Origin of the sequence: Micromonospora sp. CA-111912 (genome assembly GCF_050948415.1) — a bacterium.
In the GTDB taxonomy this organism is placed as follows: Bacteria; Actinomycetota; Actinomycetes; order Mycobacteriales; family Micromonosporaceae; genus Micromonospora.
This window is the reverse complement of the sequence record NZ_CP192007.1, coordinates 5916634-5941064: the sequence shown is the minus strand read 5'-3', so window position 1 is coordinate 5941064 and position 24431 is coordinate 5916634. Positions and strand designations below refer to the sequence as shown.

Genomic DNA, 24431 nt, shown 5'->3' with positions numbered 1-24431 from the left:
CTTCAATCGAAGATTGTCTACATCGGAGGTGCTGGATGCGTAAGCGGTGGTTCAGCCTCACGGCGGTCGGCCTGCTGGTGGCGGCGACCCTGGTGCCGGCGGCCCCGGCCATGGCCGCCCCGAGCTTCAAGGTGCCGTTCCCCTGCGGCCAGTCCTGGTCCGGCCAGACCCGGACCGGCCACAGCCCGGCCTACGCGGTCGACTTCAACCGCACGGACGACCTGGGCGACCCGGTGGTGGCCAGCGCCCCCGGCACCGTCGACCGGGTGACCGACCTCGGCGGCACCAGCTACGGCAAGTACGTCCGGATCGACCACGGCGGCGGGTACGCCACCTACTACGCCCACCTCAACGGCTTCAACGTGTCGGTCGGGCAGAGCGTCGGCTACGGCAAGGTGATCGGCTGGGTGGGCAGCACCGGGGGCTCCACCGGGCCGCACCTGCACTACGAGCAGCGGCTCAACGGCAACGACGTCCAGGTCCGGTTCAACGGCACGGTGGCGCTGTACTGGGGCACGAAGACCTACACCAGCAACAACAACTGCTCCTCGGGTGCCGGCTCCGGCACGGTGGACACCGCGGGCACCCCGCTGACGGTCCGCTCCGGCCCGGGCACCGGATACGGCTCGGTCGGAACCGTCGCCGACGGAACAAAGGTGACGATCCAGTGCCAGACCAGCGGCACCACGGTCACCGGCACGTACGGCACCAGCTCGATCTGGGACCGGATCGGCAGCGGCCGGTACATCGCCGACGCCTACGTCTACACGGGCTACGACGGCTACATCCCCAACGTCCCGCGCTGCTGAGGCGCGGATAGGGGTTCCCCCTGTCGACGCCCCGCGTCGACAGGGGGTCCTGCTCTCAGTTCAGCTGCCAGACGGACCAGTTCAGGGCGGCGGCGAAGGTGACCCAGGCCCAGTACGGCAGCAGCAGCGCCGCTGCCGGGCGGGAGAGCTTCGCGAAGAGCGCCACGGTCACCCCGATGGCCAGCCACATCAGCACGATCTCGGCGAAGGCGAGGCCGTACCGGCCGGTGCCGAAGAACAGCGGGGTCCAGATCGCGTTCAGCACCAGCTGGGCGGTCCAGGCCCACAGCGCCGGGCCGAAGCCGACCCGCCGCCAGACCAGCCACCCCGCGATGGCGATCAGCGCGTACAGGAGGGTCCAGACCGGGCCGAACAGCCAGGACGGGGGTGCCCAGTCCGGCTGGTTCAGGCTCGCGTACTCCTCGGAGGTGCCCCGCACGCCGAGCCCGCCCACGGCGGCGGCCACCGTCACCGCCGCGCCGAAGCCGAGCAGCGCCCACCACTTCCGCGCCCCGGTCGACCGCCGGACGCCGTCCGAAACTGTCATCTCGAAGTGGTGCCCGGCGATCCGGGCACCCAAACTCCGCCCGCGCCCACCCGGCCTACGGACGGCAGAACGCCGGGGCCGCCCTGACCGTTGCTCCTGTCTGGGAGGACGGAGCTCCGGTCACGACGACCCCGGCGGGTCGGTGGTGGATACGCGAAACCAGGCGTCAATTACTGAAGATGCTGACGCCACCCGGGCCGACCAACAGCCCGACCACGATGAGGACGACGCCCCACAGGATCTGCCGGCGGAACAGCGCCAGGATGCCGGCGACCACGAGAATGACTGCGAGAATCCAGAGAATCAGCTCCATGGCTGCTGAATACCCGAGTGACCGATCCGGGAAACCTCCCCGGCATCCAGATGATCTCCCAGGTGGAAAATGCTGTACGCCTGCTTGATCACCGGGTGGGCGACGTTGCGGACCCGGACCCCGCCCGGGGTGGTGCCCCGCTCGCTGCCGGCGTGCGCGTGCCCGTGCAGGGCCAGCGCGGTCGGCGCCGAGTCGATGGCCTGCCCGAGCTGGTACGAGCCGAGGAACGGGTAGATCTCCAGCGGCTCGCCCGCCAGGGTGTCCGGCACGGGGGAGTAGTGGGTGAGCGCGACCAGCAGGTCGCAGTCCAGCCCTCGCAGCGCCGTGCCCAGCGCCTCCGCGCTCTCGTTCGTGGTCCGGACGAACGACTTCATCTCCGGCTCGCCGAAGTCACTGGCGCACCGGCCGGCGAAGCCACCGCCGAAGCCCTTCACCCCGGCCACGCCGAGTCGCCCGCCGGCGAACTCCAGCACGATCCCCTCGCCCTCCAGCACCCGGATGCCCACGTCCTCAAGCACCTTGACCACCTGTGGCACCTGGTCACACTGGTGATCGTGGTTGCCGAGCACGGTCACCACCGGCACCCCCAGCCCGCCGAACTCCTCGGCCACGCAGCGGGCCTCGGCCTCGGTGCCGTGCCGGGTCAGGTCGCCGGCGAGCAGCAGCACGTCGGCGCAGTCGGCCAGCTCGTCGAGGGCGGGCCGGAACCGGCCCACCACGTCCTGGTCCACGTGCACATCGCCCACGGCGGCGATCCGGATCACCTTTCGACCTCCCTCACGGCAACTGCTCGACTTCCGTGGGTGCCTGCGCGCGGATCACCCCGATGTCGCTGGTGACCGGCACGTCGGGAAAACGCTCGGCCACCCGGCGCAGGATCTCCTCCCGCCGGTGCGGGCTCTCCACCTCGCCGTAGAGCACCAGGCCCCGCTCCCGGCGGACCACGGTGATTCCCTGCTCGGCGACGGCCGGGTCCTCGGCGAGCAGCCGCTGGATCTCGGCCTCCACGTACTCGTCGGGCGGGCCGGTGGCGACGGCGGGCGTCCCGGCGGCATGGTCGCGGTACGCGCTCACACGATCTCCTTCTCCTCGGTGGCGCCGGAGTGCGGCACCACGTCCAGCCGGTCGAGCAGCACCAGGAACGCCTCGGCGTACGGCGAGTGCTGCGTCTCCTTCCGTACCCGTTCCCAGTCGATCTGCTCCCGCAGCGACCGGGCCAGCGGCAGCGCCCGGGCGAAGTCGCAGTAGTGCTGGGAGAAGCTGAGCAGCTTGTGCACCATGAGCTGACTCGCCGAGAGCACCGGCATGTGGATCGCGTCCACCGGCCGGACGATCGTGTCGGCGAAGGTCTCCTCGGTCACCGGGGTCTCGATCGGCCGGTGGATCAGGTCCACCATCCGGCCGTCGTCGTAGACCTTCACCAGCCAGTCCTCGGGCGGGCGCTCGGCGGTGAAGCCCGCCTCGACCAGGGCCTCCATCGCCCGGTCGACGTCCTGCCCCCGGATCAGGAAGTCGACGTCGTGGTCGCTGGAGTGCCCGCCGTGGGCGTACACCGCGAAGCTGCCGCCGAGGGCGAACGGGATCTCGGACTGTTTGAGCACGGCGGCGACCTTCTTCAGCGTGTGCACCAGGGTCTCGTCCCCGCGCTCGGCCATCTGGCTCTCCCGTCGGTCGTGAGGTGGACAGGCGGATTCGAATTGCGTACCCGGCACAGAGGTCGCCCACACCTGAGCCTGGCCCGACGGGGCGGCAATGGGATGCGGGCGGACAAATCGCCGTAGTGGGCACGGGTCCGATAGGCTGGGGAGAGTGGCCAGATCACTGCGGGAGCGGCGCGGCAAGGCCCGACTGCGCGCCGTGGCCCTGATCGGCATCGACGGCTCGGGCAAGACCACTCAGGCCCACCACCTCGCCGAGGCGCTGACCGCCGCCGGGCGTCCGGCGACATACCACCGCAACGCCGGCGGGCGCCGCTGGCTCGGGCGCCTCGCCCAACGGCTCGGCCGCCCGGACGCCGAGCGGCTGGTCGGCCGGCGCGGCCTGCTCGCCGTCGAGTCCCTGCTGCGCTGGCTCGCCATCGCGGCGGCCCTGCTGAGCTGCCTGGTCACCGGCCGTACGGCCGTGATGGACCGCTACTCCGCCTGCCAGTACGCCAGCATCCGGGCACATGGCGGGCAGCGCTGGGAGCGGCTGGCCCGCGCCGGCTACCGGATGTTCCCGCCGCCGCAGGTCACCTTCCTGCTCACCGTCGAGCCGGCCGAGGCGTACCGGCGGATCGAGCGGCGCGGCACCGACCACGAGACCATCGGCTGGCTGACCGCCGCCGACACCGCCTACCGGACGCTGCCCGAGTTCCCGACCTTCGTGGTGGTCGATGCCGGTCGTCCGCAGGAGGAGGTCTCCCGGCAGATCCGGGCCCACCTGGCCGCCTGGCTGCCGACCGAACCGCCCGCGCCGGCCGGGCAGTCCGCGCCGGCCGGGGAGTCCGCGCCAACCGGGCAGTCCACGCAGGTCGAGGAGCCTCCCCCGGCCGGGGAGTCCGTGCAGGTCGGGGAGCCTTCGCAGGTCGGGCAACCCGTGCCGGTCGGGGAGCCGGCACCGTCCGGCCCGGGTCGGGTCGACGCGGCAGACCGGGGCGCGGGCCGGCGACTGGCGGCTCAGGGCCGCCCGTAGGCCGGACCGCTCGCGCCGGGCCGGGGCCTCGACCGCTCGCGCCGCCCCGCCCGGGTTGCCGGCTGTCCCGGGCCCGGCAGGCCGGGCCGTCGGAACGGCGGGACGTCGGCCGCCGACCGGCATGGGGCAGGACCCTGCCGGGGGAAGCGCCGGAAGCTGCGGAAATGGCAGTGTTCGGCGCAACACTGATGAACGTCCGGAGTACTTTTTCCCGATACGCGGGGAGATGGTTGACGCTTACGCTTCATGAAAGTAAGTTTCATCCGTGGTGAAGAGTACGAAGATTTCTGCGAGTCACGAGCCGGGTGGACTGATCGTCCACATCAGCGGTTTGCTGCCCTCGCTGTCGCCCGCCGAGCAGCGGGTGGCGCGGCTGGTGGTCGCCGACCCGGCGGACGCAGCCCGGCGCACCATCACCGACCTCGCCACCACCGCCGAGACCTCCGAGGCGACCGTGATCCGGTTCTGCCGCTCGGTCGGCATGAACGGCTACCCGCAGCTGCGCATCCGACTCGCCGCCGAGGCGGCCCGCCGGATCGAGCCCCCGGATGCCCGGGTGGTCGGCGGCGACATCCCGCCCGGTGCCGACCTGGCCCAGATCATCGCCACCATCGCGTTCAACGACGCGCGGGCCGTCGAGGAGACGGCCGAGCAGCTCGACCCGGCCGTCTGCGAGCAGGTCGTCGAGGCGATCGTGGGCGCCAGCCGGATCGAGGTGTACGGCGCGGGCGCCAGCGGCTTCGTCGCCTCCGATTTCCAGCAGAAGCTGCACCGCATCGGCCGAACAGCGTTCTACTTCCCCGACGTGCACACAGCGCTCACCTCGGCGGCCCTGCTCGGCAAGGGCGACATCGCGTTGGGCATCTCGCACACCGGCACCACCGCCGACGTGATCGAGGTGCTGGAGCAGGCCCGGTCCCGGGGTGCGGCCACGGCCGCGCTGACCAACTTTCCCCGCTCGCCGATCACGGACGTCGCCGACTTCGTGCTCACCACGGCGGCCCGGGAGACCACCTACCGCTCCGGCGCGATGGCCAGCCGGCTGGCCCAGCTCACCGTGGTCGACTGCCTCTTCGTCGGCGTGGCCGCCCGCAACCGGACGCGGGCCCGCAAGGCGCTGGAGGTCACCGCCGAGGCGGTGCAGACCCACCGGGTCGGCTCCAACCGGAGGCGGGGATGACCGCCCGCCGGATCCAGCCCGACGAGGTGGCCAAGGCCCCGGCCCGCCCGGTGGTCCGGGTGGGGGCGCCGACCGAGCGACGCAACCCGCTCAGCCTCGACCTCGACCTGATGTCCACCCGGGACGTGCTCACCGTGATCAATGAGGCGGACCGCCGGGTGCCGGCCGCCGTCGCGGCGGTCCTCGACGAGATCGCCGCCACCGTCGACCTCGGGGTCGCCGCGCTGCGCGGTGGGCACCGGGTGCACTACTTCGGCGCCGGCACCTCCGGCCGGCTCGGGGTGCTCGACGCCGCCGAGTTGGCTCCCACCTTCAATTCGCCCCGGCACTGGTTCTGCTCCCACATCGCCGGCGGCTCCGACGCGATGTGGCGGGCCGTCGAGGACGCCGAGGACGACCACGGCGGCGGAGCGGCCGCGGCGGCGGACTGCGTCGGCGCCGGCGACCTGGTCGTCGGCCTGGCCGCCAGCGGGCGCACCCCGTACGTTCTCGGGGCGCTCGCCGCGTCCAGGGCGCAGGGGGCCTCGACCGTGCTGCTCTGCGCCAACCCGGAGGCGAAGGCCGCCTCGGCGGTCGACGTCTTCATCGGCGTGGACACCGGCCCCGAGGTGGTGACCGGGTCGACCCGGATGAAGGCGGGCACCGCGCAGAAGTTGGTGCTCAACACCTTCTCCACCGCCGTGATGGTGCGGCTGGGTCGGGTCTACTCGAATCTGATGATCGACATGGTGGCCACCAACGCCAAGCTGCGGGGCCGGATGATCTCGATCCTGATGGAGGCCACCGGCTGCGCCGAGGAGGTCTGCCGGCGGGCCCTGCACGAGGCCGACGGCGACCTGAAGACCGCCCTGGTGTCGCTGGTCTCCGGGGCCGAGGTGTCCGCCGCCCGGGCCGCCCTGGCCCGCTCCGCCCACCAGGTCCGCGGCGCCCTCGCCCTGCTCGCCACCTGAGCTGCGGTTCCGTCCCTGGGTGCTGCGTCGCGCCGCGCCGGTGACGTTGGTCACGACCCTGCCCGGAGTGGGACTCCGCGCACGCCCCGGATTGTTCAACCGGGGCGAGGGTATTCCGTATCCGTGAATGACCGAGCGGTCCGTCGGCGCGTGTCAGGTGGTGACCGGGATCGCAGCGCGGCGGTGATGCGGATCGCTGTGCGCCCGGGGTCGGCAATGGTGCCATGCCCAGGGGTGGCAGCGTGCGCCGATCCGCCGGGCCGGCCGTGGCGTCAGCGGCGAGCCGCCCGACGGGGTGCTGACAGCAAACATGGATCCGGCTCTCAGCTACCACTCAGGCATTCGTGACACTTTCGACTCACGACACGGAATCCCGGACCCGTCTCAACTGTTGTGCAGGTGTCAGGTCAGCAGCGGTGGGCACAGCGGAAGTTACGGGGGAGGGCTGATGGACGTGGGGATGGCAAGGAACCGGGCAACCGGCGCGAGCGAGGGGACCGTGGACAACGTGGACAAGAACATCGGCAAGCGAACCGACGAGGTGGCCGAGGAGCGCGACCTCGTCGGAGTCTACCTTCACGAGATCTCCCGGACGCCACTGCTGGACGCCGCCGCAGAGGTCGATCTCTCCAAGGCGATCGAGGCCGGCCTCTACGCCGAGCACCTGCTCAACGAGGACCGCGTTCCCGCCGGTGTCGACCGGGACGACCTGGAGCGCGTGGTCGCCGAGGGGGAACGGGCGAAGGACCTCTTCATCCGCGCCAACCTGCGGCTGGTCGTCTCCATCGCCCGCCGCTACGTGCGCTCGGGCATGCCCATGCTCGACCTGATCCAGGAGGGCAACACCGGACTGGTCCGGGCGGTCGAGAAGTTCGACTACGAGCGGGGCTACAAGTTCTCCACCTACGCGACCTGGTGGATCCGCCAGGCGATCAGCCGGGCCATCGCCCAGCAGGAGCGCACCGTGCGGCTGCCGGTGCACCTGGTCGAGGACGTCAACCGGATGCGGAACGTGGTCCGGCAGCTCACCCGCGAGTTGGGCGGCGACCCGGAGCCGGAGCAGATCGCGGCGTCCCTCGGCGTCACCGTCGCGCGGGTCAACGAGCTGGTCCGCTGGTCGCAGGACACGGTGTCGTTGGACACCCCGATCGGCGACGACGGCGACACCAAACTCGGCGACCTGGTCGCCGACAGCGACGCCCCGTCGCCGGAGGACATCGTCCTGACCGGGCTGGAGCGGCAGCGCATCGAGGGTCTGCTCAACCACCTCGACGACCGGTCGGCCGGCATCATGCGGGCCCGCTACGGCCTGGAGGACGGGCGGGAGCACTCGCTTACCGAGGTCGCCTCGCGGTTCTCCCTCTCCCGGGAGCGGATCCGGCAGTTGGAGATCCAGGCCCTGGGCCGGCTGCGCGAACTCGCCCGGGCGGAGGGGCTGCAGGCCGCCTGACCTGTTAGCAAGAACGGCGAACGGCCGGCGTCCGACAGTGGGACGCCGGCCGTTCGCCGTTCGGGTCGGTGCCGTCAGCGGACCCGGCCGTACCCGTAGGGCTTCATCAGGTCGACGCCCCGCTTCTCCACGTTGCGGCCGAAGGTCGGCGCGTGGATCACCTGGCCCCCGCCGACGTAGAGGGACACGTGCCCGAGGTTGTTGTAGAAGACCAGGTCGCCCGGGCGGAGCTCGCTGCGACTGATGTGGCTGACCACGCGCCACTGCATCTTCGTGTTGTGTGGCAGCGACTTGCCGGCCGCCCGCCAGGCGGCGGAGGTGAGGCCGGAGCAGTCGTACCCGTTCGGGCCGTCGGCGGCCCAGACGTAGGGCTTGCCGAGGGCGCCGTACGCGTACCGGACCGCAGTGCCCGCCCGGCCGGAGACGGCGGGTGCCTGCTCGGCGGAACTCCCGCCCGACTTCGACTTCGACTTCGTCCTCGGTGCCGGCGGCTCGGTGGCCCGCCCGTACGCCTGGCGGCGCATCTCGTAGAGCTCGGCCAGGTCTCTCTCGATCTTCTTCTTGCCGGCGGCGAGCTGCTTGGCCTGCGCGGCCTGCTTCGCCAGCGTCGCGTCGAGCCGGGCCTTCTGGTCGAGCAGCCGGCGCTGGCTCTCGGTGAAGCCGGAGATCCGCTGCTGGCGCTGCCGGGTGAGCTGGTCGAGGGTGTCCAGCCGGTCCAGCAGGTTGCTCGGGCCGCCCGCGCTCAGCAGCGCGTTGGCGGTGTCCATCCGGCCCGTCTTGTACGCGGTGACGGCGATCTCGCCGACGTCCGCCCGGCTCTGCGCGGTCTGCGCCTCCAGTGGCCCGATCCGGGCCGTCAGCTTCGCCGCGGCGGCCTCGTTCGCCTTCATGTCCTCGGTGAGCTCGTTGTAGGACTCGACGACCCGTTCCAACTCGGTCGAGGACTTCTCGATTCGCTGGGTCAGTTCGGCGGGCGACGGCTCGGCCTGGGCCGCCGACGCCGGGGCGATCAGCGCGGCCGCGAGGCCGGCCGCCACCAGTGCGCGCAGCGAATTCCTGAGGTACGACAAGAGCGGAGGGCTCCTCTCCCACCAGTCGCCGGGCGTCGCGGGACGCCGCGGCGATGTCGGCCCGGGGCTGTCCGGGTGGACGGCCGTCGACCGGTCCGACCCGCCCAACCTAACCCGGGACGGAAGTTACCCGCAGGTGAAGCAGGGGCGAAAGTGGCGAAACGGCCAGATGTGTCGCGAGATACAGTCACGTTCGGTAGTCGTCGGGGAGGCGCTCCGGCGCGACCGGCGGGGCCGGATGTGCCGAACGGGCGTTCCATGGCTTTCGTCGTTCTGGGCGGATGCCGCCGGACGGGACGATCAATAGCCGGACAAGCCGGAATTGGTGGCCTCTTGCCGGCGCGGAGGGAAGCGCTGGCCCGGGCCCGGGCCCGGAAAACCGGGGTCTGGGCTGGACAGACGGCCAGACAATGGGGCGGAGCCGGGAATCCCGTCAGGCGTCGACCGACGCCGCAGGGACCGCTCCCGGCCCCTCAGCCGTGGGAGACAGCCGTGATCCGAGATGGCTCCGCTACCCGCCCGCGCCGGTCACCGAGGGTGACCCCCGCGCCCCCTACCCTGCTCTACGCCCAGCCCGGGATCGTCGTCACGACGGACCGGTTCACCGTCGGCCACCGCAGCTTCGCGATCACCGACCTGACCCACCTGCACACCGCCCGGGGCCCACACGACCGGCTCGCCGTCCGGGCGGTGGCGGTGACCGCCGTCATGATCGCCGGGGTGGGGCTGCTGCTCGGCTTCACCGGTGGCCTGCAACGGCTGACCGCCGGGGCGTACCTGACTCTCGGGGCAATGGCCCTGCTACCCGTGCTGCTCGCGGCGGTCGGCGCCCGCTGGCGCCCGCCGCCGTACGAGCTGTGGGGCTGGCACCGGGGCGTCCGGGTGCTGCTGTTCAGCAGCGACGACCAGCGGCAGTTCGGGCAGGTCAGCCGCGCCGTGCACCGGGCCCGCGAGGGCGTGCGGTACGGCGGCTGGGGCGCCGCGCCGGCCACCGCGGAGGAGTTCTGGCGCCCGGACCGCTGACCCGGCCGGGTCAGCGTCAGCCGGCGACCGGCTCCGGGGTGCGGGCGCGCTCGGGAGCCAGCCAGCGGCTCACCCGCCGCTCGGCGTAGAAGGACACGAATGGCACCGTGCCGGCGAGCATCACCAGCAGCATCCGCTTCAGCGGCCAGTCCGCCCGGCGGGACAGGTCGAACGTCGCCGCCAGGTAGAGCATGTACAGCCAGCCGTGCGCCGTCCCGACGATGGCGACCACCGTCGGCTCGTCGAACCCGTACTTCAGCGGCATGCCGATCAGGACCAGCACGGCCAGCGCCACGCCCACGATCCAGGCGATCACGCGGTACCGGGTAAGGGCTCCGCCCACCTTCGTCCGTCCTTCCGAACCGGCCTCGGCCGGGTAGTCGCGAACCGGCGTCAGCCGGGGTAGTCACCGGGCCGGGCGCCCGGATTGGCGTTCAACCACGCCAGGTAGCGGTTGTACGCGGCCAGGTCGGCGTCCTCGGGGCCGCCGGCCGGCACCGCCGGCACCCGGGCGACCCGCACGGGTCGGCGTACCCCCGTCGGAGTGCCGGACGACGACAGGGCCGCGCCGGCCATGATGTCGCCGCCCGCCTGCTCGCGGCCCGCCGACGGCCCGTCCGTGTCGGAGCGCAGGGTGTGCCGCAGCTCACGCCACCAGACGAAGACGACGAACGCGGCGAAGACCGGCCACTCGATGGCGTAACCCCAGCTGATGGAGTTGCCGTCGGCGGCCCGGGTGATCTGCCACCAGCCCAGCCCGAGGAAGCTGACGACCAGCACGACCATGGCCACGTGGCGGGCGATCCACGCCGGTGTCCAGAGCCGTTTCATGGGATCGAGGGTACCGGGAGTCGGGACGCTCTCCGACGTGGCGTCGTAGCTCGGGGGTTTGGTGGTGGCCGGTGTGGGCATCCGTCTAGACGCCAGCCAGACAAGACGAGGGGGCGACGATGACCGAATCAGTGCGGCAGACCGGCGGCCCGACGGAAGCCAGCCCGGAGCAGCGGATGCCCGAGTGGGACGGCGACCACGTCCACGACATGTCCACCGACGACGGGGTTGTGGACGGCGAACTGGGGATCGACCCCACCGAGCTCGCCGACGACGACCTGATCCGCGAGATACACAGCCTGCACCGCACCCGGCTCGACACGCTGCGGCACGCGGCGGACTCGGCGCTCGCGAACCACCTGCGTCGCACGGCGGAGCTGGAGACCGAGTACCTGGCCCGGCACCCGGGACGCGAGGTCGACCCGGCCCGGCTGCGGGACGAGTGATGGCGGAGCACGCGGAGCGCGGGATGTCCGCGCCACCAGAGGTGGTGTTCAACACGGCGACCGACCCGGACCGGGCCGCCGCGTGGCTGCCCCAGCCGCTGCGGTCCGACGGCCGCAGCCGCCCCGACGTCAGCCCCGGGCAGATGCGGGCCCGGTGGGCCAGTGCCTCCGCCCCCGGCTGGTCGGCCGAGATCCGGGTGGAGCCCGCGGACGCCGGGGGCGCCCGGGTCCAGCTCGACCTGGACGGCCAGGCGGATCCGGGACTGGCCGAGGAGACCCTGGCCAGCCTCGCCCGCGAGGTGGCCGACAACCTGACCGCCGGTTGAGCCGGCAGCCGGACCCGCTGCTGGCGCGCCGCGCGCCAGCACGCGCAGAGAACGAGGAGACGCGGTTGAGCGACAGCAGCCTGAAGCAGAAGGTGGCGCGGCTGCGCCAGGCGTACGCGCCGCACGAGCACCGGCCGCTCGGTGGCTACCTGGTGGCGATGGGCACCTACGCCGGGGTGACCGCGACGCTCGCCGGACTGGTCAGGGCGACCGGCCGGCCGGTGCCGGAGCGGCCCAGCCCGTCGGACGTGGTGCTGCTCTCCATCGCCACCCACAAGCTCAGCCGACTGCTGTCCAAGGACGCGGTCACCAGCCCGCTGCGCGCCCCGTTCACCCGCTACGACCGCCCGAGCGGCTCCGGCGAGGTGATGGAGCAGGTCCGGGACTCGGGCAGCCCCACCCGGCACGCCATCGGCGAGCTGCTGAGCTGCCCGTTCTGCCTGGCGGTCTGGGTGGCCACCGGGCTCACCGGCGGACTGGTGCTGGCCCCCCGGCTGACCCGGCTGGTGGCCACCGCGCTGACCGCGGTGGCGGCCTCCGACTTCCTCCAGATGGGCTACGCCGTCGCCCAGCGGGCCGCCGACGGCGGTCACGACAAGGACTGACCCGGGTACGGGGAGGGGCCGCCGGCCGCCTCCCCGTACCCGTCCGGCGTTGCCTCAGCGCTGCATGCCGTCTCGTCGGGCGTCAGCGTTGCATGCCGGACCAGCCGTGCGGCGACTCCGTCTCGCGTTCCTCGTCGTCCTCGTCGCCGGTGATGATGTCGGGGTCGACGGCGGTGATGTCGTGCTCGTCGGCGAAGTCCGGCTCGGGCGTGGTGTCCAGGCCCTCCGGCGGCTGGCCGAGCGCCGGGACGTGCTCCTCCCGCTGTTCCTCGCGATCGGTCATCTCGCTGTCCTCTCCGTGGTCGGGGCGGGGTCGGTGCCGCGGTCGGCCCGGGTGCCGGCGCCGGCCGCCGTGGGCCTGCTCGTGCCGGCCGAACCCGAGGCGTCAGGCAGCCGACCCGCCCAGCAGATCGGCGGCCTCGTCCACCGCGTACTCGCCCTGGGGCAGCGCGGCGATCCGGGTGAGCAGCACCGCGGGAAGCTCGGCGGCGACCGCCCGGCGGTAGATGTCCGCCTGGCTGATCCGCTCCTGGCCGTGGTAGATCTCGTCGAGCAGCTCGTCGAGCAGCCCGGTGTCCGGCTCCTCCGCCGCCCCGGCGTCCCCGGTCGGGTCGGTGTCGGCGGGCAGGTCGGTGTCGGCGGCCAGCTCGGCGTCGTCCACAGCTGCGTCCGTCACGGGTGCGTCGTCGGTCACGACGGTCGGCTACCCGAGCCGGAAACGGTCAAACCCCACTCCACCCCATCCAACCCCGCGACCGACCCCCACCCCCACCCCGCGTCGATCAAGAGCTCTGCGTCAGGTCCGGCGGGGCGATTTCTGACGCGAAGCTCTTGATCACCAGGGCGGAGGCGGCCGGGGCGGGGGCGGCGGTGGGTGGGGTCAGGCCGGAGGGGTGACGGGGGCCGTCGTGGTGCGGCGGGTGTGGACGGCGGCGGCCAGGGTGTCGAGGACCTCCTGCGTGGTGTCCCAGCCGAGGCAGGCGTCGGTGACGGAGCGGCCGTACTCCAGCTCGCGGGTGGGGTCGAGGTCCTGCCGGCCGGGGAGCAGGAAGCTCTCCAGCATGATGCCGACGATGCCGCGCTGGCCGGCGGCGAGCTGGTCCGCGACGTCGGCGGCGACCAGCGGCTGGCGGCGGTGGTCCTTGCCGCTGTTGGCGTGACTCGCGTCGATCACCACCCGCTCCGGCAGGCCGGCCGCCCGGAGCAGGTCCAGCGCCCCGGCCACCGAGGCGGCGTCGTAGTTCGGGCCGTCGTTGCCGCCGCGCAGCACCAGGTGGCCGTCGATGTTGCCCCGGGTGTGCATGATCGCCGGGGTGCCGGAGACGTCGATCCCGGGGAAGACGTGCGGAACGCCGGCCGCCCGGATGGCGTCCACGGCGGTGCCGACGCTGCCGTCGGGGCGGTTCTTCATGCCGATCGGCATGGACAGGCCGGAGGCGAGCTGCCGGTGCACCTGGCTCTCCACGGTGCGGGCGCCGATCGCACCCCAGGCCACCGTGTCGGCGATGTACTGCGGGGTGATCGGGTCGAGGAACTCGCAGCCCACCGGCAGGCCCAGCCGCAGCACGTCCAGCAGCAGCGCGCGGGCGGTGCGCAGGCCGGTGTTCACGTCGCCCGAGCCGTCCAGCCCGGGGTCGTTGATCAGGCCCTTCCAGCCGACCGTCGAGCGCGGCTTCTCGAAGTACACCCGCATCACGATCAGCAGGTCGTCGGCGAGCCGGTCCGCGACGGTCCGCAGCCTGGCCGCGTAGTCCAGCGCGGCGGCCGGGTCGTGCACCGAGCACGGGCCGACCACCACCAGCAGTCGGTCGTCGGCGCGGTCGAGCACCCGGCTGACCGCGCGCCGGCCGTCGAGCACGGCCTCGGTGAGCGGCGCGTCCAGGGGCAGGTGGTGGTGCAGCAGGGCAGGGGTGGTCAACGGCACGATGCGATCGATCCGTTGATCGATGACGCGATGGTTGTCCGGGGTGGTCACGGTGGTGTTCCTTCCGCCGACCGTGCCCCGGGGCCGGCGCCCAGGGTCGAGCCGGCTGCTCGTACGCAAAAAGGGCAGGAACCAATGTCCCTGCCCAGCCGGCTCGAAGAGGAGTGACGTCAGATCATGGTGAAGTCACCGGCTCCTCCAGCCGGCTGCCTAAACCATCGATAGCACCACGTCACGGAGACCAGGATACCCGATGCGGCGGGATCACCTACGAGGTGTACGGCCCGTTCCGCCGAGCCGCGCACGGGGTACAGAGGCCGGCATGACGAATGCTCACAGCGATCAGGACCGGATCGAGTCCCGGGCCCACCTGCTGCCCGAGGAGGCCGCCGCCGGCAGCGACGACCCGCGGGCCCAGGCCGCCGCCATCCTCACCGAGTCGGACCTGCGGGAGGAGGACCAGAACGCCGCCCCCGACACGGTGCTGGAGCAGCGCACCTCGGAGGAGACGGTGCCCCCGATCGAGCCCCCGGACTGAGCGGGCGCGCGCCGGGCGCGCGGCCGGCGCGCCGCGCTCCCGGCGGGACCCTGGCCGGCGGTCCGGGCGTACCCCGGATCGTCATCGCGCCCGGCGCACCCGACGGGCTGCGGCAGGCGGGTCCGCCGCCGCGCCGACCACGCGCGCGTCACCTTTCAGTCCCCCCGATCGGATAGCGTCGGGCCATGCCCGACAGCGGTTACCCCTGGCCGATCGAAACGACCCGACTGGACAACGGTCTACGCGTGGTGGTGAGCGAGGACCGCGCCGCCCCTGCGGTCGCCGTGAACCTCTGGTACGACGTGGGCTCCCGGCACGAGCCGGACGGGCAGACCGGGTTCGCCCACCTCTTCGAGCACCTGATGTTCGAGGGCTCGGTCAACGTGGCGAAGACCGAGCACATGAAGCTCGTCCAGGGCGCCGGCGGCTCCCTGAACGCCACCACCAACCCGGACCGGACGAACTACTTCGAGACCGTCCCGGCCGAGCATCTGGAGCTGGCGCTCTGGCTGGAGGCCGACCGGATGGGCGGCCTGGTGCCGGCGCTGACCCAGGAGACGCTGGACAACCAGCGGGACGTGGTCAAGAACGAGCGCCGCCAGCGCTACGAGAACGTGCCGTACGGCGACGCGTGGCTGCGGCTGCTGCCGCTGCTCTACCCGCCGGGGCACCCGTACCACCACGCGACGATCGGGTCGATGGCCGACCTGAACGCCGCCGACCTGGCCACCTTCCAGGACTTCCACCGCACCTACTACGCGCCGAACAACGCGGTGCTGACCGTGGTCGGCGACGCCACTGCGGCCGAGGTGTTCGCGCTGGCCGACAAGTACTTCGGCGCCCTCCCGGCCCGGGAGTCGATCCCGGCCGCGCCGGACGGCCGGCACGTGCCGGGCGGCGGCGGGCCGGTGGCGGAGACCGTCACGGCCGCGGTGCCCGCGCCCCGCGTCTACGTCGCGCACCGCACCCACGCCTTCGGCACCCCCGGGTACGACGTGCTCACCGTCCTCGCCACCGTGCTGGGCAGCGGCCGGGGCAGCCGGCTCTACCAGCGCCTCGCCGACGGCGAGCGGATCGCCCAGCCCGACCTGGTCGGCTCCTACGGGGTGGACCTCGCGCACGCCCCCGCCCCGCTGATCGCCACCGCCACCGCCCGTCCCGGGGTGAGCGGCGAGCGGCTGGCCGCCGGGGTGGCCGAGGTGGTCGACGAGTTGGCCACCGTGCCGGTCACCGCCGCCGAGCTGGACCGGGCCAAGGCGCTGCTGAGCACCGGGTGGTGGCGGCAGATGTCCACGGTGGACGGACGCGCCGACGCTCTCGGCCGGTACGCCACCCAGTTCGGCGATCCGGCCGTCGCCGCCGAGCGGCTGCCCGCCTGGCTCGCGGTGACCGCCGACCAGATCGCCGAGCTCGCCGCCGAGATGCTGCGCCCCGAGGACCGGTTGACCCTGACCTACCTGCCTGAGGAGAGCGCGTGAGGGCGACGACCGAGCGGCGCCGCCCGGTGGGCCGCCGCGACCCGCTGTCCGCCGGCCCCGCAGTCGTGAACGGAAGGAAACCCCGATGAGCCTGATCGCCGACCGTCCCGGGCCGGGGCTGGCCCGGCCGTACCGGTTCCCGCAGGTGGTGCGCCGCTCAGTGGCCGGCGGCCAGGTCGTCGCCGCGCACCTGCCCGGGCAGAACCTGGCCGTGGCGCTGCTGCTGCTCGACGCCGGTGCCGGTCGGGAGCCGGCCGGCCGGGAAGGGCTCGGTGCGGTGCTGGCCAAGGCCCTGGAGGAGGGCACCGCGCAGCGGGACGCCACCACGTACGCGCTGGCCGTGGAGGGGCTCGGCACCGAGCTGGTGACCGGGCTGGACTGGGATTCGTTCCAGGTCAGCGTCCAGGTGCCGGTGGACCGGCTGCCCGCCGCCGTGGAGCTGCTCGCCGAGGCCGTCCGGACGCCCCGGCTGGACCCGGACGACGTGCGGCGGGTCCGCGACGACGAGGCCACCGCCCTGCGGATGGACTGGGCGAACCCGGGCCCCCGGGCCGAGGCGGCGCTGCGCGCCGACCTGTTCGGCGCGGAGAACCGGTGGGGCCGCCCGATGTACGGCGACCCGGACTCGGTGGCCGGCCTGGACCCCGAGGACATCACCGTCTTCCACTCCGAGTGGTTCCTCCGTCCCGGCACCCTGATCGTCGTCGGCGACCTGGATCGCCTCGACCTGGACGCGCTCGGCGCGGCGGCGTTCGCCGGCACCGGCGGCGGCCCGGTCTCCCAGGGCGGTCCGATCGACGTGTCGCTGCGCGCCGGGCGGCGGATCATCCTGGTCGACCGGCCCGGGTCGGTGCAGTCCACGCTGCGGCTGGGCCACCCGTCGCCGCACCGGGCGCACCCCGACCACGTGCCGGCGCTGCTGGCCGGCACGGTGCTCGGCGGGGCGTTCACCTCCCGGCTCAACCACCTGATCCGCGAAGTGCGCGGCTACACGTACGGGATCCGGGGCGAGTTCGCCTCGTCCCGCAGGTTCGGCCGGTTCGCGGTCGGCTCGGGCGTGCAGACGGCGGTGACCGCGCCTGCGCTGGTGGAGGCGGTCGGCGAGATCAGCCGTACCCAGGTCGGCGGGGTCACCGAGGACGAGCTTGCGGTGGCCCGGTCCTGGCGGGCCGGGCAGCTCTCGGTCGAGCTGCAGAGCCCCCGGGCGATCGCGTCGGCGCTGACCACCCTGGTCGTGCACGACCTGCCGGACGACTACCACGCCCGGCTGCGTGAGTCGCTGCTCGCCGCCGACGTCGACGAGGTATCGGCCGCCGCCGCGGGCCACCTGCACCCGGAGTCGCTCACCCTGGTGGTGGAGGGCGACGCCGCGCTGATCCGCGACGACCTCGTCGCCACCAACCTCGGCGAAATCGTCGACGCCCCCCGCTGACCCGCCCGACGGCGGCCCGCCGACCGGCCCGCGCGGCGAAGGGGATGTGATCTCCGTCGCTCGGGCCGTGGCGGCTGCCGGGCCCGCGGCGCCGGGCGTGCGGCTGCCGGGCGCGGATGTTGCGGCCCGGCGGCCGGGTCGCCTGCGATCTTCCGGGCGACGCTCCGCGCCGGGGTCGTCGTTGCGGTTCCGGGGCTGGTCGAGGTGGGCCGGGTCACTGCCGGGACGGGTCCGGGCGGTGGGAAAGCGTGCCCGGCCGGGGCGTCGACCTGGGTAGCCTCGCGGGCATGAGGATCGGCATTGTGGGGGCCACCGGCCAGGTCGGTGGCGTGATGCGGCAGGTGTTGGCGGAGCGCGAGTTCCCGGCGGAGCAGGTGCGGTTGTTCGCCTCCGCCCGCTCGGCGGGGCGTGCCCTGTCGTGGCGGGACGGCGAGGTGACCGTCGAGGACGCGGCGACGGCCGACTACTCCGGGCTGGACATCGTGCTCTTCTCCGCCGGAAAGGGCACGGCGAAGGAGTTGGCCCCCCGGGTCGCCGAGTCCGGCGCGGTCGTGATCGACAACTCGTCGGCGTTCCGGACCGACCCGGACGTGCCGCTGGTGGTCGCCGAGGTCAACCCGCACGCCGCCGCGAACCGCCCGAAGGGCATCATCGCCAACCCGAACTGCACCACGATGGCCGCGATGCCGGTGCTGCGCCCGCTGCACGCCGAGGCGGAGCTGGTCAGCCTGGTCGTCTCGACGTACCAGGCGGTCTCCGGTGCCGGCCTGGCCGGCGTGGCCGAGCTGGACGAGCAGGTCCGAAAGGTGGCCGAGCAGGCCGCCGGGCTGGCCTTCGACGGCACGGCCGTGGAGTTCCCGGCCCCCCAGGTCTTCGCCCGGCCCATCGCGTTCAACGTGCTCCCGCTCGCCGGCTCGATCGTCGACGACGGCTCCGGGGAGACCGACGAGGAGCAGAAGCTGCGCGACGAGAGCCGCAAGATCCTGGAGATCCCCGGGCTGAGGGTCTCCGGCACCTGCGTCCGGGTCCCGGTCTTCACCGGCCACTCGCTCCAGATCAACGCCCGGTTCGCCCGGCCGATCACCCCGCAGCGGGCCCGCGAGCTGCTCGACGGCGCGCCCGGGGTGGCCCTGTCCGACGTGCCGACCCCGCTGCTGGCCGCCGGTCAGGACCCGACGTTCGTGGGTCGGATCCGCGCCGACGAGACGGCGGAGCACGGCCTCGCCCTGTTTTGCTCCAACGACAACCTGCGCAAGGGCGCCGCGCTGAACGCGGTGCAGCTCGCCGAGATGGTCGCCGCCGAGGGTCGCTGACCCCGCTCCCGCCGGCCGGGCTGTCGCATCGGCCGGCCGGCGGGCCGCGCGTCGGGTTGGATGGACCCAGGTACGACGACCCGACCTGGAGGCTGCCGTGGCGGACGAGAAGACCCGGAGCGCCCTCACCGAGCTCATCGCGGGCCGGTGGATGGGCGTGCTGGCGACCATCAAGCGGGACGGGCGCCCGCAGCTGTCGAACGTGGTCTACTCCTTCGACCGGGCGGCCGGGCTGATCCGGGTCTCGGTCACCGACGGGCGGGCCAAGACCGCCAACCTGCGCCGGGACCCCCGGGCCAGCTTCCACGTCGGCAGCGACGACGGCTGGGCGTACGCGGTGGCCGAGGCACGGGCCGAGCTGACCCCGGTGGCGCGGCGGCCGGACGACGCGACGGTGGAGGAACTGGTCGGGCTCTACCGGGCCGTGCAGGGCGAGCACCCCGACTGGGACGACTTCCGCGCCGCGATGGTCACCGAGGGGCGGCTGGTGCTGCGCCTGCACGTCGAGCGGGTCTACGGCATGCCACCGCGCGGCTGAGCCCCGCGCCAGCGGGTATCTCCGGCTCCTGCCACACGTTCCGGCCAGCGGGCCGGCACGGGGACGGCGAGCCGCTGGACAGCGACCGGGACCGCCCGGGGACCGCGGACGCCCGGCCCTGACCGCCGGCCCGGCCGGCGCGGTGGAGCCCTACAGGCGGGTCGCCGCCCAGATCAGCCCGGCGAGGGCGCGGGACCGGCTGTGGGGTGGCCAGGCGATCACCGTGGTCACCGTCGGCGCGTCCAGCACGGGCACGGCGGCGACGTCGCGCGGCAGGTGGGCCCGGCACGAGTCGGGGAGGACCGCCGAGGCCCGGTGGAGCGCGATGAGCTGGTAGAGCTGCTCGTGGGACCGGAACGGCGGGCCCGAGCCGTCCACGTACGTGCCGTCGGGGTGGAGCCGGTACGGCATCGGCAGGCCGGGCAGCTCGATGATGTCGGCCAGGCGCAGGTGGGTCCGGGCGGTGAGGGGGTGCCCGGCCGGCAGGATCACGACCTGGCCCTCGGTGCGCAGCTCCTCGGTGTCGAACCCGGCCGTCGAGTCGAACGGCCGGTGCAGCAGCGCCACGTCGGCGCGCCCGTCGCGGAGCAGCCGTTCCTGCTCGCCGGGGCCGCACAGGAGCACGTCGACGGCGACCGCGCCGGGCTCGGCGGCGTACGCGTCGAGGAGCTTGGACAGCAGTTCGGTGGTTGCTCCGGCCTTCGTGACGAGGACCAGACCGGGGTCGCCGGTCGCGGCGCGGGCGGCGCGGCGGGTGCGGCGGTCGGCGGCGTCGACTGCGTCGAGGGCCGCCCGGCCCTCGCGCAGCAGCACCGACCCCGCCTCGGTCAGCGTCACGGCGCGGCTCGTGCGTTCCAGCAGCGCCACGTCGAGCCGCCGTTCGAGCTGCTGGATGGCCCGGGACAGCGGCGGCTGCGTCATCCCGAGCCGCTGGGCCGCCCGCCCGAAGTGCAGCTCCTCGGCGACGGCGACGAAGTACCGCAGCTCCCGCGTCTCCACACCCCGACGATACCGTCGGGCAGGCCCGAGCCGCATCGATACCCGGCGGGCATCGACGCCCACCCGGACGGTGTTGGCGGCCGGCCCGGGGCCGGACAGCATCACTTCATGAGCGAAAAGAAGATTGCGCTGGTCACCGGCGCGAACAAGGGGATCGGCTACGAGATCGCGGCGGGGCTGGGCGCTCTCGGCTGGAGCGTGGGCGTGGGCGCGAGGGACGCCCGGCGGCGGGAGGCCTCCGTGGAGAAGCTGCGCGCGGCCGGGGTCGACGCGTTCGGCGTGCCGCTGGACGTGACCGACGAGGCGAGCGTGGCCGCCGCCGCCCGGCTGGTCGACGAACGCGCCGGCCGCCTCGACGCCCTGGTCAACAACGCGGGCGTGACCGGCGACATGCCGCAGAACCCCACCGTGGACGGCGTGGTCGAGACCGTGCGCACGGCCGTGGAGACCAACGTGATCGGCGTCATCCGGGTCACGAACGCGATGCTGCCGCTGCTGCGCCGCTCGGCGTCCCCGCGGATCGTGAACATGTCCAGCGGCGTCGGCTCCCTCGCCCGGCAGGTCGCCTCCGACGACCCGGCGATGACGGGCCCGCTCTCCGTGGCGTACACGCCGTCGAAGACGTTCCTCAACGCCGTCACGATCCAGTACGCCAAGGAGTTGCGGGGCACCAACATCAAGATCAATCTTGCCTGCCCCGGCTTCGTCGCCACCGACCTCAACGGATTCCGTGGCGTCCGTACCCCGGAACAGGGCGCGGCGACCGCGATCCGGCTCGCGACCCTGCCCGACGACGGCCCCACCGGCGGCTTCTTCGAGGACGCCGGGGTGGTGCCCTGGTGATCCGCCCCCGCTGAGCGCGGCCCCGCGTGGCCGCCGGTCGGACCGCGTTACCCGGCCGGGCCGGCGGGTAGACCGCAGGTGCCGACACCGAGAGGGGAGCACCATGACAACGGTCGGAGAGTTCATGACGACCCGGTTGGTGACGATGGACGGCAACGAGACACTCACGGCCGCGGCGCGGGAGATGCGCGACAGCGCCATCGGCGACGTGGTGGTGACCAACGGCGCCGACGTGGCCGGCATCGTCACGGACCGGGACATCACGGTCCGGGGCGTCGCCGAGCAGTTGGACCCGAACTCGACCCGGCTCAACCAGATCACCAGCCGGGACGTGATCACGGTGAGCCAGTACGACGACACGGTGGCCGCCGCCGACCTGATGCGCACCTACGCCGTACGCCGGCTGCCGGTGATCGACGACGGGCGGCTGGTCGGCCTGATCTCGATGGGCGACCTCGCGGTCGAGCGCGAGCCGCAGTCGGTGCTGGCGGACATCAGCGCCGACGAGCCCAACAACTGACCGTCCGCCGTGGCGACGCCGGCCCCCGCCCGGGGGCCGGCGTCGCGTCGTGCGCCCGCGCCCACCCACCTCACCCGATCCGGGCGAGGTTGGCCCCGCACCGGCCGGGGACCCTCCTGCGACGTCGAACGCGGATCGACGGGAGGAGAGGGCCCGATGCTGGACGCGACCACCAGGTTCTTCGAGAACCTGGACCGGCGGGGTTACGAGCCCCTGCTGACCAAGACTTCCGGAACCCTGCGTTTCGACCTGAACGAGGGGCCGCAGACCAGGCACTGGCTGCTGGTGATCGACCGGGGGCGGCTCCGGGTGAGCCAGGAGGCCCGGGAGGCCGACGCGGTCGTCGGGACCACCCCGGAGCTGTTCGAGGATCTCGCCACCGGCCGGGAGAACGGCCTCGCGGCGCTGATCCGCGGTGACATGACGGTGACCGGTGACGTCCGGCTGGTGGTGCAGGTGGAGCGGCTCTTCCCCGACCCCCCGGGAAGTCGGGAGCCGCATCGGGTCTTCCACCGGGAGGTGTACTGATGGCGCAGGCCAACACGGTCCGGATCCTCGACGGCAGCACCTTCGTGGTGTCGGAGGACACCGGCGACATCGAGGCGACGCCCTCCGAGCCGACCGGGCTGTTCTCCCTCGACACCCGGTTCCTGTCCCGCTGGGTGCTGACAATCAACGGCGAGCGGCTCAACGCGCTCTCCTACGACGACCTCCAGTACTACGAGGCGCGGTTCTTCCTGGTGCCGGGGATGCCGACGCACTACGTCGACGCCAAGTTGTCGATCATCCGCGAGCGGACGGTCGGCGGCAGCTTTCACGAGCAGTTGACCATCCTCAACCACGACGAGAAGGCCGTCGACCTGGAGATCAGGATGGACGCCGGCGCCGACTTCGCCGACCTGTTCCAGGTCAAGGACGAGATCCTCAACAAGAAGGGCGAGACCTACGCGGAGGCCGAGGCGGACCGGCTGCGGCTGGGATACCGACGGGGCAACTTCCGGCGGGAGACGGTGATCTCCTCGTCGCAGACCGCCCGGTACGACCGCAACGGCTTCGCGTACAGCGTCCACCTGGAGCCGAACGCGCAGTGGAGCACGGACATCGACGTGCAGGCGGCCGTGCTCGGGTCGGCCGGCCAGAACCTGCGGACGGAGCTGCGGGTGCCCAGCCGCGAGCGGCTGACCCCCCAGCGCGACCTGGAGGAGTGGATCGCCGCCGCGCCGAAGGTGAACTCCGAATGCGAGCACCTGGCCCGCACGTACCGGCGGAGCCTGATCGATCTGGCGGCGCTGCGCTTCTCGCCGCTGTCGCTCGGCGGGCAGACGCTGCCCGCGGCCGGGCTGCCCTGGTTCATGACGATGTTCGGTCGGGACAGCATCCTGACCTGCCTACAGGCCATGCCGTTCGCCCCGGAGCTGTCCCGGACCACGCTGCGCCTTCTCGGATCGTTGCAGGGCACCCGGTTCGACGACTTCCGGGACGAGGACCCGGGGCGGATCCTGCACGAGCTGCGCTACGGCGAGACGGCCGCCTTCGAGGAGCAGCCACACTCGCCGTACTACGGCTCGGTGGACGCGACGCCGCTGTTCGTGGTGCTGCTCGACGAGTACGAGCGGTGGAGCGGCGACGTCGCGCTGGTCAAGGAGTTGGAGCAGGAGTGCCGGGCGGCGCTGAGGTGGATCGACAACTACGCCGACCTGGTCGGCAACGGCTACATCTGGTACGAGCGGCGCAACACCGACACCGGCCTGGAGAACCAGTGCTGGAAGGACTCCTGGGACTCCATCTCGTACCGTGACGGCACGCTGCCGCCGTTCCCCCGGGCCACCTGCGAGGTGCAGGGGTACGCGTACGACGCGAAGGTCCGGGCAGCCCGGATGGCGCGCGAGTTCTGGGACGACCCGGCGTTCGCCGAGCAGTTGGAGCGGGAGGCGGCGCAGCTCAAGGAGCGCTTCAACCGCGACTGGTGGGTGGAGGACGGGGAGTACTTCGCCCTCGCCCTGGACCCCGACGGCCGACCGGCGGATGTGCTCAGCTCGAACATCGGCCACCTGCTGTGGAGCGGCATCGTCGACCATGACCGGGCCGAGAAGCTCGCCGAGCACCTGGTCGGGCCGCGGCTGTTCTCCGGCTGGGGCGTGCGGACGCTGGCCGAGGGGGAGGCCCGGTACAACCCGATCGGCTACCACAACGGCACGATCTGGCCGTTCGACAACTCGTTTATCGCTTGGGGGCTGCGCCGGTACGGCTTCGCGGAGGAGGCCGCGACCATCGCCGACGGTATCCTCGCCGCCGCCAGCTACTTCGACGGGCGGCTGCCCGAGGCATTCGGCGGGTACCACCGGGAGCTGACCAAGTTCCCCGTCGAGTATCCGACGGCGTGCAGCCCGCAGGCCTGGTCGACCGGCACCCCGATGCTGCTGCTGCGCACCATGCTGGGCATCGAGCCGCACGGGGGACACCTGTCGGTCGAGCCGCGCCTCCCGATCGGCATGGGGCGGATCGAGGTGCTGGACATCCCGGGCCGCTGGGGCCGGGTCGACGCCTTCGCCCGCGGCCGCCTGGACCTGCACCAACTCTCCGGCTGACCCGCCCTCCCAGCGCCCGCCCACAAACCGCTTCC

General features: G+C 72.9%; 29 protein-coding genes and 1 pseudogene. 18 read left to right on the top strand and 12 right to left on the bottom strand.

Going from position 1 to position 24431, the window contains the following annotated elements; all coding sequences use genetic code 11:
* Positions 1-35: 35 nt before the first annotated feature.
* Positions 36-809: a peptidoglycan DD-metalloendopeptidase family protein gene (locus ACQPZO_RS24885; RefSeq protein WP_433344372.1), complete on the top strand. Its 774-nt coding sequence runs from the start codon at positions 36-38 to the stop codon at positions 807-809.
* 55 nt (positions 810-864) lie between these two features.
* On the opposite strand, the gene ACQPZO_RS24880 is transcribed toward ACQPZO_RS24885, so the two are convergent.
* The 5 genes from ACQPZO_RS24880 to ACQPZO_RS24860 all read right to left on the bottom strand — a co-directional run bounded on the left by ACQPZO_RS24880 (position 865) and on the right by ACQPZO_RS24860 (position 3324).
* Positions 865-1356, bottom strand: a complete 492-nt coding sequence (locus ACQPZO_RS24880) for a TspO/MBR family protein (RefSeq protein ID WP_433344371.1) — start codon at positions 1354-1356, stop codon at positions 865-867.
* A 166-nt stretch (positions 1357-1522) separates the two neighbouring features.
* A complete protein-coding gene (locus ACQPZO_RS24875; RefSeq protein ID WP_433344369.1) occupies positions 1523-1669 on the bottom strand; it encodes a GPGG-motif small membrane protein in 147 nt (48 codons plus the stop codon).
* Entirely contained in the window at positions 1660-2433 is a 774-nt protein-coding gene (locus tag ACQPZO_RS24870) for a metallophosphoesterase family protein (protein ID WP_433344367.1), read from the bottom strand. Before ACQPZO_RS24870 ends, ACQPZO_RS24875 begins: the two co-directional genes overlap by 10 nt.
* 13 nt (positions 2434-2446) lie before the next feature.
* Positions 2447-2743, bottom strand: a complete 297-nt coding sequence (locus tag ACQPZO_RS24865) for a hypothetical protein (RefSeq protein ID WP_433344366.1) — start codon at positions 2741-2743, stop codon at positions 2447-2449.
* A complete protein-coding gene (locus ACQPZO_RS24860; protein ID WP_433344364.1) occupies positions 2740-3324 on the bottom strand; it encodes a nucleotidyltransferase family protein in 585 nt (194 codons plus the stop codon). The genes ACQPZO_RS24865 and ACQPZO_RS24860 overlap by 4 nt, the downstream gene beginning before the upstream one ends.
* A gap of 154 nt (positions 3325-3478) precedes the next feature.
* Here ACQPZO_RS24860 and ACQPZO_RS24855 point away from each other — a divergent pair.
* From ACQPZO_RS24855 to ACQPZO_RS24840, 4 genes and pseudogenes are all read left to right on the top strand, one after another.
* Positions 3479-4162: pseudogene (locus tag ACQPZO_RS24855) on the top strand (dTMP kinase); the annotation flags it as partial.
* A 445-nt stretch (positions 4163-4607) separates the two neighbouring features.
* Complete coding sequence (locus tag ACQPZO_RS24850; protein WP_433344362.1) at positions 4608-5522, top strand: MurR/RpiR family transcriptional regulator; 915 nt, start codon at positions 4608-4610, stop codon at positions 5520-5522.
* The gene (locus tag ACQPZO_RS24845) at positions 5519-6472 is read left to right on the top strand and encodes an N-acetylmuramic acid 6-phosphate etherase (RefSeq protein WP_433344360.1); all 954 of its coding nucleotides are present in this window, start codon (positions 5519-5521) and stop codon (positions 6470-6472) included. Before ACQPZO_RS24850 ends, ACQPZO_RS24845 begins: the two co-directional genes overlap by 4 nt.
* 460 nt (positions 6473-6932) lie before the next feature.
* Complete coding sequence (locus ACQPZO_RS24840; protein ID WP_433344358.1) at positions 6933-7922, top strand: sigma-70 family RNA polymerase sigma factor; 990 nt, start codon at positions 6933-6935, stop codon at positions 7920-7922.
* A gap of 74 nt (positions 7923-7996) precedes the next feature.
* Here ACQPZO_RS24840 and ACQPZO_RS24835 read toward each other — a convergent pair whose 3' ends face one another.
* Positions 7997-8992 (bottom strand): NlpC/P60 family protein, encoded by a 996-nt coding sequence (locus ACQPZO_RS24835; RefSeq protein ID WP_433344357.1) that lies wholly within the window; start codon positions 8990-8992, stop codon positions 7997-7999.
* A 537-nt stretch (positions 8993-9529) separates the two neighbouring features.
* Here ACQPZO_RS24835 and ACQPZO_RS24830 point away from each other — a divergent pair.
* Positions 9530-10015, top strand: a complete 486-nt coding sequence (locus ACQPZO_RS24830) for a DUF6232 family protein (protein WP_433344355.1) — start codon at positions 9530-9532, stop codon at positions 10013-10015.
* Between the two features lie 16 nt (positions 10016-10031).
* Here the strand turns inward: ACQPZO_RS24830 and ACQPZO_RS24825 are convergent, their stop codons facing one another.
* A complete protein-coding gene (locus ACQPZO_RS24825) occupies positions 10032-10358 on the bottom strand; it encodes a DUF3817 domain-containing protein (RefSeq protein ID WP_405105168.1) in 327 nt (108 codons plus the stop codon).
* A 50-nt stretch (positions 10359-10408) separates the two neighbouring features.
* Positions 10409-10846 (bottom strand): hypothetical protein, encoded by a 438-nt coding sequence (locus tag ACQPZO_RS24820; protein ID WP_433344353.1) that lies wholly within the window; start codon positions 10844-10846, stop codon positions 10409-10411.
* A 119-nt stretch (positions 10847-10965) separates the two neighbouring features.
* Between ACQPZO_RS24820 and ACQPZO_RS24815 the strand changes: the two genes are divergently transcribed.
* The 3 genes from ACQPZO_RS24815 (at position 10966) to ACQPZO_RS24805 (ending at position 12223) form a co-directional block, all read left to right on the top strand.
* Positions 10966-11292, top strand: a complete 327-nt coding sequence (locus tag ACQPZO_RS24815; protein WP_433344352.1) for a DUF6158 family protein — start codon at positions 10966-10968, stop codon at positions 11290-11292.
* On the top strand, positions 11292-11618 hold the full coding sequence (locus ACQPZO_RS24810; RefSeq protein WP_433344350.1) for a hypothetical protein: 327 nt from the start codon (positions 11292-11294) through the stop codon (positions 11616-11618). Before ACQPZO_RS24815 ends, ACQPZO_RS24810 begins: the two co-directional genes overlap by 1 nt.
* 65 nt (positions 11619-11683) lie before the next feature.
* Positions 11684-12223: a DUF1360 domain-containing protein gene (locus tag ACQPZO_RS24805; protein ID WP_433344348.1), complete on the top strand. Its 540-nt coding sequence runs from the start codon at positions 11684-11686 to the stop codon at positions 12221-12223.
* 82 nt (positions 12224-12305) lie between these two features.
* On the opposite strand, the gene ACQPZO_RS24800 is transcribed toward ACQPZO_RS24805, so the two are convergent.
* From ACQPZO_RS24800 to ACQPZO_RS24790, 3 genes are all read right to left on the bottom strand, one after another.
* A complete protein-coding gene (locus ACQPZO_RS24800) occupies positions 12306-12506 on the bottom strand; it encodes a hypothetical protein (protein ID WP_433344347.1) in 201 nt (66 codons plus the stop codon).
* Between the two features lie 102 nt (positions 12507-12608).
* Positions 12609-12851 (bottom strand): hypothetical protein, encoded by a 243-nt coding sequence (locus ACQPZO_RS24795; protein ID WP_433351234.1) that lies wholly within the window; start codon positions 12849-12851, stop codon positions 12609-12611.
* 252 nt (positions 12852-13103) lie between these two features.
* On the bottom strand, positions 13104-14198 hold the full coding sequence (locus ACQPZO_RS24790; protein ID WP_433344345.1) for a 3-deoxy-7-phosphoheptulonate synthase: 1095 nt from the start codon (positions 14196-14198) through the stop codon (positions 13104-13106).
* A gap of 271 nt (positions 14199-14469) precedes the next feature.
* Between ACQPZO_RS24790 and ACQPZO_RS24785 the strand changes: the two genes are divergently transcribed.
* From ACQPZO_RS24785 to ACQPZO_RS24765, 5 genes are all read left to right on the top strand, one after another.
* Positions 14470-14685: a hypothetical protein gene (locus tag ACQPZO_RS24785; RefSeq protein WP_433344343.1), complete on the top strand. Its 216-nt coding sequence runs from the start codon at positions 14470-14472 to the stop codon at positions 14683-14685.
* A gap of 185 nt (positions 14686-14870) precedes the next feature.
* A complete protein-coding gene (locus tag ACQPZO_RS24780) occupies positions 14871-16163 on the top strand; it encodes a M16 family metallopeptidase (protein WP_433344341.1) in 1293 nt (430 codons plus the stop codon).
* Between the two features lie 85 nt (positions 16164-16248).
* On the top strand, positions 16249-17595 hold the full coding sequence (locus ACQPZO_RS24775; protein WP_433344339.1) for a M16 family metallopeptidase: 1347 nt from the start codon (positions 16249-16251) through the stop codon (positions 17593-17595).
* Between the two features lie 287 nt (positions 17596-17882).
* A complete protein-coding gene (locus ACQPZO_RS24770) occupies positions 17883-18908 on the top strand; it encodes an aspartate-semialdehyde dehydrogenase (RefSeq protein ID WP_433344337.1) in 1026 nt (341 codons plus the stop codon).
* 151 nt (positions 18909-19059) lie between these two features.
* The gene (locus ACQPZO_RS24765) at positions 19060-19446 is read left to right on the top strand and encodes a PPOX class F420-dependent oxidoreductase (RefSeq protein ID WP_433351232.1); all 387 of its coding nucleotides are present in this window, start codon (positions 19060-19062) and stop codon (positions 19444-19446) included.
* A gap of 150 nt (positions 19447-19596) precedes the next feature.
* On the opposite strand, the gene ACQPZO_RS24760 is transcribed toward ACQPZO_RS24765, so the two are convergent.
* A complete protein-coding gene (locus tag ACQPZO_RS24760; RefSeq protein ID WP_433344335.1) occupies positions 19597-20445 on the bottom strand; it encodes a LysR family transcriptional regulator in 849 nt (282 codons plus the stop codon).
* A gap of 108 nt (positions 20446-20553) precedes the next feature.
* On the opposite strand from ACQPZO_RS24760, the gene ACQPZO_RS24755 reads away from it, so the two are divergent.
* The 4 genes from ACQPZO_RS24755 to ACQPZO_RS24740 all read left to right on the top strand — a co-directional run bounded on the left by ACQPZO_RS24755 (position 20554) and on the right by ACQPZO_RS24740 (position 24396).
* Positions 20554-21288: an SDR family oxidoreductase gene (locus ACQPZO_RS24755; RefSeq protein ID WP_433344334.1), complete on the top strand. Its 735-nt coding sequence runs from the start codon at positions 20554-20556 to the stop codon at positions 21286-21288.
* Positions 21289-21391: 103 nt separating this feature from the next.
* Positions 21392-21808 carry a CBS domain-containing protein gene (locus ACQPZO_RS24750; protein WP_396669985.1) on the top strand — a complete coding sequence of 139 codons (417 nt, stop codon included), beginning with the start codon at positions 21392-21394 and terminating at the stop codon, positions 21806-21808.
* A gap of 156 nt (positions 21809-21964) precedes the next feature.
* Entirely contained in the window at positions 21965-22336 is a 372-nt protein-coding gene (locus tag ACQPZO_RS24745; RefSeq protein ID WP_433344333.1) for an SCP2 sterol-binding domain-containing protein, read from the top strand.
* Positions 22336-24396, top strand: coding sequence for an amylo-alpha-1,6-glucosidase (locus tag ACQPZO_RS24740; RefSeq protein ID WP_433344331.1), 2061 nt, complete (start codon positions 22336-22338; stop codon positions 24394-24396). The genes ACQPZO_RS24745 and ACQPZO_RS24740 overlap by 1 nt, the downstream gene beginning before the upstream one ends.
* Positions 24397-24431 lie beyond the last annotated feature (35 nt).

What these genes read in the sequence shown, in the direction of transcription:
- ACQPZO_RS24750 (WP_396669985.1), top strand. Translation starts at nt 21,392, where the DNA reads ATGACAACGGTCGGAGAGTTCATGACGACCCGGTTGGTGACGATGGAC.
- ACQPZO_RS24800 (WP_433344347.1), bottom strand. Translation starts at nt 12,506, where the DNA reads ATGACCGATCGCGAGGAACAGCGGGAGGAGCACGTCCCGGCGCTCGGC.
- ACQPZO_RS24775 (WP_433344339.1), top strand. Translation starts at nt 16,249, where the DNA reads ATGAGCCTGATCGCCGACCGTCCCGGGCCGGGGCTGGCCCGGCCGTAC.
- ACQPZO_RS24860 (WP_433344364.1), bottom strand. Translation starts at nt 3,324, where the DNA reads ATGGCCGAGCGCGGGGACGAGACCCTGGTGCACACGCTGAAGAAGGTC.
- ACQPZO_RS24785 (WP_433344343.1), top strand. Translation starts at nt 14,470, where the DNA reads ATGACGAATGCTCACAGCGATCAGGACCGGATCGAGTCCCGGGCCCAC.
- ACQPZO_RS24780 (WP_433344341.1), top strand. Translation starts at nt 14,871, where the DNA reads ATGCCCGACAGCGGTTACCCCTGGCCGATCGAAACGACCCGACTGGAC.
- ACQPZO_RS24880 (WP_433344371.1), bottom strand. Translation starts at nt 1,356, where the DNA reads ATGACAGTTTCGGACGGCGTCCGGCGGTCGACCGGGGCGCGGAAGTGG.
- ACQPZO_RS24810 (WP_433344350.1), top strand. Translation starts at nt 11,292, where the DNA reads ATGGCGGAGCACGCGGAGCGCGGGATGTCCGCGCCACCAGAGGTGGTG.
- ACQPZO_RS24875 (WP_433344369.1), bottom strand. Translation starts at nt 1,669, where the DNA reads ATGGAGCTGATTCTCTGGATTCTCGCAGTCATTCTCGTGGTCGCCGGC.
- ACQPZO_RS24845 (WP_433344360.1), top strand. Translation starts at nt 5,519, where the DNA reads ATGACCGCCCGCCGGATCCAGCCCGACGAGGTGGCCAAGGCCCCGGCC.
- ACQPZO_RS24745 (WP_433344333.1), top strand. Translation starts at nt 21,965, where the DNA reads ATGCTGGACGCGACCACCAGGTTCTTCGAGAACCTGGACCGGCGGGGT.
- ACQPZO_RS24740 (WP_433344331.1), top strand. Translation starts at nt 22,336, where the DNA reads ATGGCGCAGGCCAACACGGTCCGGATCCTCGACGGCAGCACCTTCGTG.
- ACQPZO_RS24815 (WP_433344352.1), top strand. Translation starts at nt 10,966, where the DNA reads ATGACCGAATCAGTGCGGCAGACCGGCGGCCCGACGGAAGCCAGCCCG.
- ACQPZO_RS24840 (WP_433344358.1), top strand. Translation starts at nt 6,933, where the DNA reads ATGGCAAGGAACCGGGCAACCGGCGCGAGCGAGGGGACCGTGGACAAC.
- ACQPZO_RS24755 (WP_433344334.1), top strand. Translation starts at nt 20,554, where the DNA reads ATGAGCGAAAAGAAGATTGCGCTGGTCACCGGCGCGAACAAGGGGATC.
- ACQPZO_RS24770 (WP_433344337.1), top strand. Translation starts at nt 17,883, where the DNA reads ATGAGGATCGGCATTGTGGGGGCCACCGGCCAGGTCGGTGGCGTGATG.
- ACQPZO_RS24765 (WP_433351232.1), top strand. Translation starts at nt 19,060, where the DNA reads ATGGGCGTGCTGGCGACCATCAAGCGGGACGGGCGCCCGCAGCTGTCG.
- ACQPZO_RS24885 (WP_433344372.1), top strand. Translation starts at nt 36, where the DNA reads ATGCGTAAGCGGTGGTTCAGCCTCACGGCGGTCGGCCTGCTGGTGGCG.
- ACQPZO_RS24820 (WP_433344353.1), bottom strand. Translation starts at nt 10,846, where the DNA reads ATGAAACGGCTCTGGACACCGGCGTGGATCGCCCGCCACGTGGCCATG.